Source organism: Natronospira sp., assembly GCF_007134575.1.
Lineage (GTDB): Bacteria > Pseudomonadota > Gammaproteobacteria > Natronospirales > Natronospiraceae > Natronospira > Natronospira elongata.
Genome location: NZ_SLKM01000235.1, coordinates 1 through 11721 on the forward strand (window position 1 = coordinate 1; position 11721 = coordinate 11721).

At 59.3% G+C, this 11721-nt stretch carries 11 protein-coding genes; 9 read left to right on the forward strand and 2 right to left on the reverse strand.

Going from position 1 to position 11721, the window contains the following annotated elements; all coding sequences use genetic code 11:
- From ACJWXQ_RS09285 to moaB, 5 genes are all read left to right on the forward strand, one after another.
- The coding region (locus tag ACJWXQ_RS09285; RefSeq protein WP_406672659.1) for a respiratory nitrate reductase subunit gamma at positions 1–255 on the forward strand (255 nt) is incomplete at its 5' end.
- Positions 256–396: 141 nt separating this feature from the next.
- Entirely contained in the window at positions 397–1212 is an 816-nt protein-coding gene (locus ACJWXQ_RS09290) for a peptidylprolyl isomerase (RefSeq protein ID WP_406672660.1), read from the forward strand.
- A 135-nt stretch (positions 1213–1347) separates the two neighbouring features.
- Positions 1348–1788, forward strand: coding sequence for a hypothetical protein (locus ACJWXQ_RS09295; RefSeq protein WP_406672661.1), 441 nt, complete (start codon positions 1348–1350; stop codon positions 1786–1788).
- Positions 1781–3019, forward strand: coding sequence for a gephyrin-like molybdotransferase Glp (gene glp, locus ACJWXQ_RS09300; RefSeq protein WP_346049652.1), 1239 nt, complete (start codon positions 1781–1783; stop codon positions 3017–3019). Before ACJWXQ_RS09295 ends, glp begins: the two co-directional genes overlap by 8 nt.
- 130 nt (positions 3020–3149) lie before the next feature.
- Positions 3150–3683 (forward strand): molybdenum cofactor biosynthesis protein B, encoded by a 534-nt coding sequence (moaB, locus tag ACJWXQ_RS09305; protein WP_346049650.1) that lies wholly within the window; start codon positions 3150–3152, stop codon positions 3681–3683.
- Between the two features lie 122 nt (positions 3684–3805).
- Here the strand turns inward: moaB and ACJWXQ_RS09310 are convergent, their stop codons facing one another.
- Positions 3806–4687: a DMT family transporter gene (locus ACJWXQ_RS09310; RefSeq protein ID WP_346049648.1), complete on the reverse strand. Its 882-nt coding sequence runs from the start codon at positions 4685–4687 to the stop codon at positions 3806–3808.
- A gap of 116 nt (positions 4688–4803) precedes the next feature.
- Between ACJWXQ_RS09310 and ACJWXQ_RS09315 the strand changes: the two genes are divergently transcribed.
- The 4 genes from ACJWXQ_RS09315 (at position 4804) to ACJWXQ_RS09330 (ending at position 10488) form a co-directional block, all read left to right on the forward strand.
- Positions 4804–5745 carry a LysR family transcriptional regulator gene (locus ACJWXQ_RS09315; RefSeq protein ID WP_346049646.1) on the forward strand — a complete coding sequence of 314 codons (942 nt, stop codon included), beginning with the start codon at positions 4804–4806 and terminating at the stop codon, positions 5743–5745.
- A 70-nt stretch (positions 5746–5815) separates the two neighbouring features.
- Positions 5816–7633 (forward strand): zinc-dependent metalloprotease family protein, encoded by a 1818-nt coding sequence (locus ACJWXQ_RS09320; protein WP_406672662.1) that lies wholly within the window; start codon positions 5816–5818, stop codon positions 7631–7633.
- Complete coding sequence (locus tag ACJWXQ_RS09325; RefSeq protein WP_346049642.1) at positions 7623–8816, forward strand: amino acid ABC transporter substrate-binding protein; 1194 nt, start codon at positions 7623–7625, stop codon at positions 8814–8816. The genes ACJWXQ_RS09320 and ACJWXQ_RS09325 overlap by 11 nt, the downstream gene beginning before the upstream one ends.
- A complete protein-coding gene (locus tag ACJWXQ_RS09330; RefSeq protein WP_406672663.1) occupies positions 8809–10488 on the forward strand; it encodes an alpha/beta hydrolase in 1680 nt (559 codons plus the stop codon). The genes ACJWXQ_RS09325 and ACJWXQ_RS09330 overlap by 8 nt, the downstream gene beginning before the upstream one ends.
- A 190-nt stretch (positions 10489–10678) precedes the next feature.
- Here the strand turns inward: ACJWXQ_RS09330 and ACJWXQ_RS09335 are convergent.
- Positions 10679–11721, reverse strand: a 1043-nt coding sequence (locus tag ACJWXQ_RS09335) for a tetratricopeptide repeat protein (protein WP_406672664.1), incomplete at its 5' end; no start/stop codon positions are given.

Genomic DNA, 11721 nt, shown 5'->3' on the forward strand with positions numbered 1-11721 from the left:
CTGGCCACCATTGCCGTATCCGTGGATCACCCCGACGGCTATGTCATGGTTCAGCTCGGTTCCTGGGCACAGTCCATCGTTACCTTCCAGGCCGGCGCCTGGGAGTATGTTGTGGACGTGCACTGGATCTACAAGCTGCACATGTTCCTGGGGATGATCATGTTCACCGCCTTCCCCTTCAGTCGGCTGGTGCACATCTGGAGCTGGCCGGTGGCATACGTTCGCCGGGCATACCAGGTCGTTCGGGCTCGCTGAGCCCGAATGACCAGCGTAGGAGCGGATTTATCCGCGATTGAAGCTGGGAATGCGATTGGGAAGCCATAACGGCATCTCATCGTGGATATCGCGAATGAATTCGCTCCTACGGGATGTTGAAAAACCGGAGGTTTTTCCAAAATGACAGTACAAATGCATGACCCCCGCGCCGGTTCAGCGGATATTCGGGTGAATGGCCGGGTGATCAGCGAAGACAGCATCAATCGGGAAGTGCAGTATCATCCTGCCGCCAATCTGCGCACGGCACGGCGAAATGCCGCCACCGCACTGGTTGTCCGGGAATTGCTACTGGATGAGGCCGAGCGCCAGGGTCTGAGTGAGATCACCCCGGAGGGGGATGAAACCCGCGAGGAAGCCATGATCCGGGAGCTTCTGGATCGCAATGTGGATCGACCGGAACCCACCGAGGCGGACTGCCGCCAATGGTTTGACGCCAATCGCGACAAGCTCCGGACCCCGGATCAGCATGAGGTCTCTCATATCTTGCTGCCGGCCCCGCCGGATGATGACGAACTGCGCGACCAGGCCAGGAAGCAGTCCAAGGAACTGATCCGTCAATTGCGAGAAGAGAATGCCAGCTTCCTGACCCTGGCCCGGGAGCATTCCCGCTGCCCATCAGCGGAAGAAGGCGGGCACCTGGGCATCATTGCACGCGGCCAGACCACGCCGGAGTTCGAACGCGCCCTGTCCCGCCTGCCCGTGGGTGAAGTGGCCGAGCATGCCGTGGAGAGCCGCTATGGCTTTCACATTGTTCTCATCCATCACCGTGATGAAGGCCGCCCTCTGGATTTCGAGGAAGCCCGCCCTCAGATCGAGAGTTACCTGGTGGAGTCTGTCTACCGTCGGGGAGTCAGCCAATACATCTCGATACTGGCTGGCCAGGCAGAGATTCAAGGCATTGACCTGGACGCGGCGACCTCACCGCTGGTTCAATGAATAGCACAGTAGGAGCGGATTCATCCGCGATCGGCTTCGGGCGGGCACGGCGCCCTCTCATTGTGGGAATCGCGAATGAATTCGCTCCTACGGTGGTCCTATGAAACGCTGTACAGATTCTTTACCGGGACAAATATGAACACAACTCAGATTGCCGAAAGAACCATCCACGGCTTCGACGACATGATCGCCATCGCCGCTGCTGAGCCGCAGCCGCACAAGCTGCTGACGGTATTGCTGCGGATTGACCATGCCTACGCCCAGGGTGAGGATGGCAAGACACGTCCCATCGAGAACGAGGGTGAGCTGGTGCCAATTGCCATAAAGAGCTTCGACATCAATGAGAAGCTGGATTTTGTCAGCCTCAAGCAGGATGCCGATGCCGGGGCGCCGGGCTGGGGCCTGATGATGACAGCGGTGCTGCCCGGCCAAGGCCCCAATCCGCCTTCCGAGGAAGACGTGGACAATCATCTCAAGCGCATGGCCCAGACCATCATGTCCGGCGGCAGCCTGGAGCGCTTCCTGTTCATTGACCGGGAAGGCAATCCGGTGAGCATGGAGTCACAACATGGCTGAGCCTGTCAGCTGCGACAGCAATGCGCACAAGCTGATGAGCGTGGAGGCCGCCCGGGACCAGCTTCTGGCGGCAGTCGCGCCATTGACTGGCGAGGAAACGCTGCCCCTGGCCGACTGCCTGGGCCGAACGTTGGCGCGATCGGTAATTGCCGACAGCCCCACGCCCCCGGCGGACAACAGCGCCATGGATGGCTATGCACTTCGTGCGGCTGAATTCGAAGCCGGTGAAGGGATGCCCCTGAGTCAGCGTATTCCCGCCGGCCATGCGCCCCCCCCGCTCGAACAGGGCACAGCAGCCCGGATCTATACCGGCGCAGTGATCCCGGCAGGCGCCGATACGGTAGTCATGCAGGAACGCTGCCGGGAATCAGATGGCCGGGTATGGATCGATGGTGCGATCAAAGTCGGCGACAACATCCGCCGGGCCGGCGAGGACATTGCGGCCGGTGACGACATCCTGCCTGCCGGGCGACGCCTGCGCCCGCAGGATATTGGCGTTGCTGCTGGCTCCGGCCTGGCTGAACTGACGGTCCGCCGCTGCCCGGTGGTGGCCATCCTGTCCACCGGCGATGAACTGGTCCAGCCGGGTCAGCCCCTGGGCCCGGCCCAGATCTACAACAGCAACGAAAGCATGTTGAGCGGCCTGCTCACTGAAATGGGCTGCCAGGTCCTGCCGGCCTGGCGTGTGGCGGACACCCCCGAAGCCACACACAAGGCACTGCAGGAGGCGGCCGCCCGATCGGATCTGATCATCTCCAGCGGCGGTGTTTCCGTCGGTGACGAGGATCACGTCAAAGCCGCCGTACAGGCACTGGGTGCCCTGGATTTGTGGCGGATAGCGGTCAAACCGGGCAAACCCGTGGCCTTCGGGCATGTGAGCCATCAAGATCGCCAGGTGGCCTTTCTGGGGCTGCCCGGCAACCCGGTCTCCCTGTTCGTGACCTTTCTGCTTTTTGGCGCTCCCCTGTTGCGCCATCTGCAGGGCCGGGACAGGATCGTCCCGGCGCCTGTCCCACTGCCTGCCAACTTCGAGCGCCCGAAGCCCGGCAAGCGCGAGGAATACCTCCGCGTCCGCGTCGAGGACGGCCGCCTCCAGACCTATCCCCACCAGGGCTCCGGAGTGTTGAGCTCCGCCAGCTGGGCGGATGGTTTGGCGAGGGTGCCTGCCGGGGAGACAGTGGCCTTGGGCGATGCAGTGGCGTATTACGCCTTTGAAGCGTTGAATTGCTAATCAAAGCGTCCGTAGGAGCGAATTTATTCGCGATCACAGGCAAGGAAATGCCAACGTGCCCGCTGGCAGACCATCGCAGATAGATCCGCTCCCACGGAGGCGAACCTCGGTATCTTGCTAAGGAAAACCCATGTCACGTAAAGGTTGCGCCGACAAACCCTTCCGCCCCATCCGCATTGCGGTGCTGACGGTGTCCGATTCCCGTACCCGGGAAAATGACACCTCCGGTGATACCTTGCAGGAGCGGCTGGAAACCGCCGGGCATGAGCTGGCCGAGCGGATGATCGTGAAGGACGACATCTTCCAGTTGCGGGCCGTGGTCTCGCGCTGGATTGCCGATGAGGCGGTGGATTGCGTGCTGATCACCGGCGGCACGGGAATCACCGGGCGGGACAACACCCCCGAGGCCATCCGTCCCCTGCTGATACGGGACATTCCGGGCTTCGGCGAGCTTTTCCGCCACTACAGTCTTGAGGAGATCGGCACCTCTACCGTCCAGTCCCGGGCCTTCGCCGGCACGGCCAACGCCACTCTCGTCTTCGCCCTACCCGGCTCCACGGGGGCCTGCCGCACCGCCTGGGACCGGATTCTGGGCGACCAGCTCGACAGTCGAACCGGGCCGTGCAATTTTATTTCCCTGATTCCTCGCCTGAATGAGGTGTAATGAACCCCATTGCGTGGTGCGGAATTCCGGCCTTTGATCGCGGATGAATCCGCTCCTACGGTGCCTATGGTGCACGCCTATGCCATCGCAGGAGCGGATTAATCCACGATTCCCCTCTCAGTCTAAGACCCGGCTTCACAGGTCTGTCGGGCGATCCTAAGGCGACGTTTTTCCTCCAGGCTCTGCAACAGCAGGGGAATGACAATCATGGCCGAGCCAAGGTAGAACCAGACGTCCGGGACCTCGGCGAACCATAGCCAGCCCACAACCATGGCCCAGATCAAGCCGGTGTATTCGGCACTGGTGACCTGGTTGGCGGCGCAGTGGCGATAAGCCAGCAGAATGGTGATGTTGTAGCCGAGAATGAAGAAGGACGAGGCAAAGGCCGTGCCCAGCAGGGAGGGGTCAAAGGGCGCCCCTTCCAGCACGGCGAGCAGGATGGCCGCCGGCAGGACATAGGCATGGGTCAGCATCAGGGTATGCACCATGCTCTGCCCCCGGGGCAGCTTTCTCACCAGCAGGGCATTGATGGCCAGGGCAATGGCCAGACCCAGGGCACTCAGACTTTCCCAGCTCAGGTCCACCGGGCGCAGAATCACCACAATCCCGAGAAACCCGCTGATAACCGCCACCAGGCTCAGGCCTGTCAGGCGCTCACCAAAGAACCAGACCCCAAAGACCATCACCAGCACGGGGGCGGCGTAGAAGATGGCATTGGCGGTGGCCAGGGGCAGACTGTTCAGGGCCACGATCATGCACAGCACCCCGGCCAGCCCCACATGGGCGCGGATCAGGTGGATACGGCTGCCCTCGAACAGGCGGCGACGGTCAATCATGGCCAGAAAGGGCAGCAGCATGACCAGGGTGGCGATCACGCGCAGCAGCACGAACTGGAAGATGGCCACATCGCCACCCTGCCATTTGATGATGCTATCCGAGATGATGGCCAGGAAGTTGCCGATCACCAGAAGCAAAATTGCGCTGTTTACGGTGCGTCCGGACATGTCACGCCCTCGCTAGGGGATTCGCTGAAATTGAGGGCTCATTCTAGCCAGGCCCACCCATGATGTATAATGATCTTTATTGACCCTCTATTAGTTTTTCTCATAGGTCGATTATTGTGGAACTGCCACCCCTGAAGACACTCCCTGTATTCGAAGCCGTGGCACGCCTTCGCAGCTTTTCCCTGGCCGCCCAGGAACTTCATGTGAGCCAAAGCGCGGTAAGCCACCAGATCCGGCAACTTGAGGGCTTTCTCGGCGAAACCCTTTTCCACCGGGCTGGCCGACAGATCCGGCTCACGGACGAAGGGGCACAGTACTATGAGCAGATCGGCTCCGCCCTGGGCCAGATCCGCCGTGCCACGCAGCAATTGCAGGGTCAGCAGGACAGTCAGATTCGGCTAGCCGCTTACAGTTCCTTTGCCGTGAGCTGGCTGATTCCCCGAATGGAGGAACTACAGCGTCAGCACCCTCAACTGGATCTCGACCTTGAAATGCTCAGTGATTTGCCCAGAATGTCGGACCGGGTGGGCGACTGCTTCATCGCAATCAACCCTAAGCAACGCGGCTACAGCTCCGAGCTGCTCTATTCGGAGAAGATGTTCCCTGTCTGCAGCCGCCGTTACTGGCAGCAAATCTGCCGGGACCTGCAAGAACAAGGCCTGATCACTGAACCCGAACCGGAGCAGCTTCAGCCCGGGCATTTGAAGCAATACACCCTGCTCTCCGCGACCAGCATCTTCGAGAAAAAGAATGAAGACTGGCGTCGCTGGCTGGCCCGTGCCTCACTGACCATTTCGCCCGCCACCAGAATCCAGCATTTCAGTCATATGCTGCTGGCCCACGAAGCCGCCCGGCACCACCAGGGCATCGCCCTTAGTAACGATTATATGTTTGATTCAGGGGATGCCGAGCTGGTTCGGCTGCCCTGTCACATACTGGACACTGGCGACGAATTTCATTTCGCCTACAAGACCAGCCGCCGTCACGAACCCGCCATTCGCCTGCTCAAGCAATGGCTGATCACTCAGGCCGTCCAATCCGGCCTCCGCAGCCCCTAGGGAGCCTGCTTGCACACCCAATTCGCCCATGAAACACTGAATCTTCCAACAAGACTATGGGGGAGAGATAATGCGTCATTGCTGCCTGGGCCTGGTGGCTCTGATTCTGTCCGTCAGCAGCGGCACGGCCGTCGCGCTATCGGAGAAACAACGACCTGTTTTCCTGCAGGTGGACCAGAGCCAACCCCGAATGAGTGAAGCCCGCTCACCATCAGACAGTAAAGAGCGCCAACCCCTGATTGCCGATCTCGAGGCAATCAGCCAATACGAGCACCTGACCTTCCTGGACGCCAAGGGCCATGCCCTCGAGCTCCGCCAGACAGAAATCCAACAGCGCGGGCCCGGATCCTACGCCTGGCATGGTCAGGTACATGACTCTGACCAGCGCATCGGCTCAGCAACCTTCACAATCCGCCAGGAGCGGGTTCATGGCCTGATCAGCCTCCGGGAGGGGCGATACCGGGTCAGCACCGATGGTGAAAAACGCGTCTGGCTTGATCGGATTGACCCGGACGCCGCCCCGGCGCAACACCCGAAACACCTGGAGCAACTATTAACTGGATCGACCGAGCCCTCCCCTCAGGCTCGATCACAGACGGCCGGAGCAACGGCGAAAACCGCCGTGGTGGATGTACTTGCCTTTTACACCGACGACACCATCGCTGAGCATGAAGATGAAGCCGGACTGCGGCTTTTTCTGACCAATGCACTGGACATGGCCAATACGGCGCTAGTGGATAGTGAAGTGGATCACCGCTTTCGCCTCGTTGGCTTGATTCATTGGTCCTACCAGGAAGATCCCGAGGGCATGTTCCAGGCTTTGAACAGTTTCCGGAATGATAGCCAGGTCGAACAACTGCTGGATCTATACGCCGCAGATCTTGGTGCCGGCTTCGGGGTATTCGAAGACTTCTGTGGCGTTGCCTATCTGCTTACCGAGTACACTCGCAGCTTTAAAAACGGCTTATCCATTAACAATGTGAATAATGCCTATCCCTGCCAGGAAATACAGGTTCTGGCGCATGAGATGGGGCATAACCTGGGCCTGGCTCATGACCCGGACAACGCGGGTGACCCGGAAAGTCTCATTGAACCTTTTGCCTATGGCCACGTGGAAGTTGATGAGTTCAGCTCGGTCATGGCCTATCACCCCGGCTGCGGCGGCGGCGTCTACGACAACTGCTTTGGTGTCGACTTCTTCTCCAACCCGGATATCATCGATCCCGATTCCGGCCTGGCAGTCGGGATTGAGGGGGAAAGAGACAACGCAGAGGTCCTTCGTCGAAGTATGTCCTATGCCACTGATTGGCGTCAGCCACCGGCTTCCCTGGCCGACGCACTGGGCGTTTCCGGGCACGTTAGCACGGAAGGTGACGGACTATGGACGGCCCAGAACCAGGTGGCACTGAATTCCCATCCGAGCGTTATCAGTGGTCCAGTCTATGCCGAAGAAGAATCCTGGCTTCGCTGGGAACCTGATGCCGAGGGTATCGATTCGCTGGCGTTTTCCCTTCGTGGTACCCCTAACACACAGGGCAAGCTAAGAATCATGGCAGATGAGGAAGAGCTTCTGAGCCTGGAGGAATTCCCCGAAGAATGGGTCCGCCATGAGCTGGACATCCCGAAAGACGTGTCTCGGATTAGCTGGGTCTGGCAATCGCAGGAACGCCCCAGCACCGGCGGCAGTCTGTCCGCGGTTTACCTCGGCGACGTGAACCGCGAATCCTCACCGCCCATCAGTGGCGGTTCCGGGGGCTGCAGCCTCAATCCCAATGGCTCCCTGGATCCCACCTGGCTGCTTTTTCTCTTTGGCCTGCTACTCATGGCGTTTCGCAGAGCCTGGACACCGCGATATTCCTTGAACCTGGAGAAGCCGTATGTACCGTAGTATCCGCAGATCACTGGGCCTCACACTGGGCCTCGGCATCATCCTCCTCCCTGCCATGGGATGCACGGACCGCCCCGATACGCTCCGTATTGGCGCCACCATGTCGGAGAGTGGCGCATATGCGACCCAGGGCACCGCGGCCAGAAACGGTTATCTTCTCTGCCAGGAACATCTCAATGAAGCTGGCGGTATTCTGAACCGTCCTGTCGAGTTCACCATCCTGGACGACCGCTCTGATCCGGAACTGGCACCAGAACTGTACGAGAAACTAATTAGCAAGCATGAAGTAGATGCCGTCATGGGGCCATACGGCTCCACCTTGACCGAGGCCGTGGCACCGGTCACCGAAGCCCATGAAATGATCCATATCTCCCCACTGGCGGCAACGACCTCCATATGGGAACAGGGACGGGAGTATCTGTTCATGGTTCTGCCTCCGGCCGAGCTTTTCCTTGCCGGCGTCATGCATCTGGCCGCCGAGCGAGATCTGAACAGGATCGCGGTGGTCAAGGAGGATCAATTATTCCCCCGTGCTGCTGGAGCCGGCGCACAGCAAACAGCAGAGGACCTGGGCCTGGAGGTGGTATTCCACACCGCCTACGAGAGTGGCACGGAAGACTTCTCCTCCATTCTCCGTCAGATCCGCGATGGAGATGTTGAAGTGCTTGCCATGGCTGCTTCCAACCTGGATGACTTCATCCGGATGACTGAGCAGCTCCGGGATTCCAGCATTGATTTGAAGATGTTTGGCAGTTCCGGCGCAGTAGAGGAGTATATCGAGACTTTAGGTGAGGATGGTGAATACACCTACGGTCTTTCCGCCTGGGAACCGACACTCGATCGGCCGGGTATCGAAACCTTCGTGGCTGATTATCAGGAGCGTTTTGATCGGGCACCCAGTTTTCATGCCGCTGGAGCCTATGGCAGTTGCCGGCTGTTTGCCAAGGCAGCTAAGGAGGCAGGCAGCATTGAGTCGGGAGCGCTGCGTACGGCCCTTCTGGACATGAGAACGACGACCTTGTTTGGCCCCTTCGAAGTTGACAGTCGTGGTTACCAGATTGCCAATCAGGGTATCCTGATCCAATGGCAGGATGGCGAAAAAGCCGTCGTGTGGCCAGAAGAACAAGCGACAGCGGAACCCCGATTCCCCACACCACCGTGGGACGAGCGCGGCAGTGACTAAGCACAAGCTACTCAAGAAAGCCCGACGGCACGCCGGTGAGGTAATTGCTTTTCTGCGCGAGCATTTTTCCATTGTCGGCTTGCTGCTTGGTGCTATCTTCTTCGCTTTCTCGCTGACACCCTCTTTGTTGCCAAGAAGCGAGATGGTGCAAGGGCTTATTTCCGGCCTGTCCCTGGCTGCGGGATACGGACTGGGGGTGATGGGGACATGGCTTTGGGCCATTCTGGGCATCCCTTCACCACCGCGAAGGATCTTCTACGGAATCAAATCGTTTATCGCAGTCGTGTCCGGCCTGCTTATTGTGGTCTTCCTCTGGCGTGCGGATACCTGGCAGAACAATATTCGAGAACTCATGGGGATGGACCCTACGTCAGGCATTCGCTCTTTGGTAGTCGCTATCGTTGCCGTTCTCATCTTCTTTCTATGCCTTGCCCTGGCCCGTCTTTTCCGCAAGACCTTCCGCTATCTTGCTACCCAGCTGGAACGCATCGTACCGCCTCGGGTTTCCCATATCCTGGGACTCGCCACGGCCTTCCTGCTGTTCTGGGCGATCATCGACGGCATCCTGTTCTCACTGGCACTTCGAAGCGCCGACACGACCCATCGACAGCTGGACGCGCTGATGGAACCGGAGATAGAAGCACCCGACAATCCTTATCGTGCCGGTGGCCCCGACTCGCTCCTGGCCTGGGAGGACATGGGGCGACAGGGTCGTCGTTTCCTGGCAGGTGGGCCCACAAGGGAAGACTTTCAGGACTTCGCGGAACAGGAAAGCAACGAAGTAATCCGGGTATACGTAGGCCTCAATGCCGCCGAAACGCCGGAGGAACGGGCCGGCCTGGCGCTCGCAGAACTCAAGCGACTGGGTGCATTTGAACGCTCCATGCTCGTTCTGATTACCCCGACAGGCACCGGCTGGGTGGATCCGGCCGGCATTAACCCCATAGAACATCTCAAGCGAGGGGATATTGCCAGCGTGGCGGCCCAGTATTCCTATCTGCCAAGCCCCGTGTCGCTCATGGCCGAGGGAGCCTATGGAATGGAGAGCGCCCGTGCCCTGTTCCAGGCCGTCTATGGCCATTGGAGCAATCTTCCGAGAGATGACCGGCCGGCTTTGTACCTCTTTGGCCTGAGCCTGGGCGCGCTCAACTCGGACCGTTCCTTTGATTTCTATGACATCATCGAAGATCCCTTCGATGGCGCCCTATGGAGTGGCCCTCCCTTCCGCAGCCCGACCTGGCAGGATGCCACGGAGCGACGCAACCCCGGATCCCCCGCCTGGCTGCCGAGATTCAGAGATGACTCGGTTATTCGCTTCGCCAACCAGCACGGGGGGCTCAGGAAGGGCGCCACAGACTGGGGCGATTTCCGTATCGCCTTCCTGCAATATGCCAGCGACCCCATTACCTTCTTCTCCCCCCAAAGCCTCTACAGCGAACCCGATTGGCTAAAGTCACCCCGGGGGCCGGATGTGAGCAAGGACCTCCGCTGGTTTCCGGTGGTGACCATGCTCCAACTGGCCGCTGACATGACTGCCGGCACGGCGCCCCCCGGCTATGGGCATACCATTGCTGCCGAGCACTATTTTGATGCCTGGCTAGCCCTTGTGGAGCCCAGGGGATGGACTGAGTCGGACCTCGAGATCCTGCGGGAGAAGTTCAGCCCCCACTGAGAATGAACTTACCGCCTGCTTGGGGGCTAGACGTGTATAAAGAATGGGACATATCGTACAAGGTGATAGCGCTCTCAATAACTGCTATGAGGCGTGACATGGCAAGGACGTTCTGCCAGTCCGGGATTTCATCCTGCCGATTTTAACCGTCCTTTCTTGTTCGGCGCTTCCCGACAACGCCCCAGCAAGTTCAAGGCCGGCTCTGCTCCCGTGCCGAGTCACCGATGTTTCCCTTGAGCGCCTCCATCTTGCCGGTATACCGGCGCTCGGTTGCCGGTCGCCCGGCCAGCTCCACCGCCCTGGAAAGCGCCTGAATGCTTCGCTCCGGCTCACCCAAGGCCTCGTAGACCATGGCTTTTCGCCACCAGGCTTCGTGCAGATACGGCGCCTGCTCCAGGCTCATGCGGAACCATCGCAGGGCCTGCCGGTAGTCCCCAGCCACCCTGGCGCTTTCACCCAGCTCGACCCAGTGGAAAGGGTTGGGATCCTCCATTTCCTCCAACCGCGCCTCCAAGCGCTCCGCCTCATCGTATCGTTCCTGCCGGACCAGGAGATTTCGATAATTGGTCAACACGCTTGGGCTGAGCCCGTGAACATTGATGATGTAGTCGTAATAATGCTCTGCCGAGACAACATCACCCCGCCTGGAATGAAGTATGCCCATTAGATTCAGGACATCCGGCTGATTCGGCTCAAACTCCAGGGCTCGATTGGCCAATGAAAATGCGCGATCAATCTCTTCTTTCAATAACGCGTCCACCGCCAGATTCCGGTAGTAGAAAGCGACAAACTCATCCCGAGACAAAGATCGGCTATTAACGCCGGTACGGAATGGAAAATAATCGATGATCACACTCGGGCGCTGGAGAACGACCACCCGCTCAGTGGCCCGATATTCCGGGTCCAGGATGCGGGTCCGTACATGATGGATGCTCAACAGGACGTGCTCGGTTCGGTCAAAGGCCGGCATGGTATCCAGAATCTCGATTTCATACTCAAGCCCGACGAGATCCGAAATGGCAATACTGATAGCAGCGACTGCCATGCAGTTCATCTCTCCCCGTTCGAGGGCATCACTTGCCGAGAGAGGGGAATCCACGTAGTCGAGGCGAAAGACGCGCGACTCGAGATAGTCCCGAATCCTGTAATGAGTGGGAACCCGGTCACCACGACGATGAAACACTTCAAGAAAGCGCTCTTCCTGTGACTTGGTCAGCCGAAATATCTGGTCAA

What these genes read in the sequence shown, in the direction of transcription:
- ACJWXQ_RS09320 (WP_406672662.1), top strand. Translation starts at nt 5,816, where the DNA reads ATGCGTCATTGCTGCCTGGGCCTGGTGGCTCTGATTCTGTCCGTCAGC.
- ACJWXQ_RS09295 (WP_406672661.1), top strand. Translation starts at nt 1,348, where the DNA reads ATGAACACAACTCAGATTGCCGAAAGAACCATCCACGGCTTCGACGAC.
- ACJWXQ_RS09310 (WP_346049648.1), bottom strand. Translation starts at nt 4,687, where the DNA reads ATGTCCGGACGCACCGTAAACAGCGCAATTTTGCTTCTGGTGATCGGC.
- ACJWXQ_RS09290 (WP_406672660.1), top strand. Translation starts at nt 397, where the DNA reads ATGACAGTACAAATGCATGACCCCCGCGCCGGTTCAGCGGATATTCGG.
- moaB (WP_346049650.1), top strand. Translation starts at nt 3,150, where the DNA reads ATGTCACGTAAAGGTTGCGCCGACAAACCCTTCCGCCCCATCCGCATT.
- ACJWXQ_RS09325 (WP_346049642.1), top strand. Translation starts at nt 7,623, where the DNA reads ATGTACCGTAGTATCCGCAGATCACTGGGCCTCACACTGGGCCTCGGC.
- glp (WP_346049652.1), top strand. Translation starts at nt 1,781, where the DNA reads ATGGCTGAGCCTGTCAGCTGCGACAGCAATGCGCACAAGCTGATGAGC.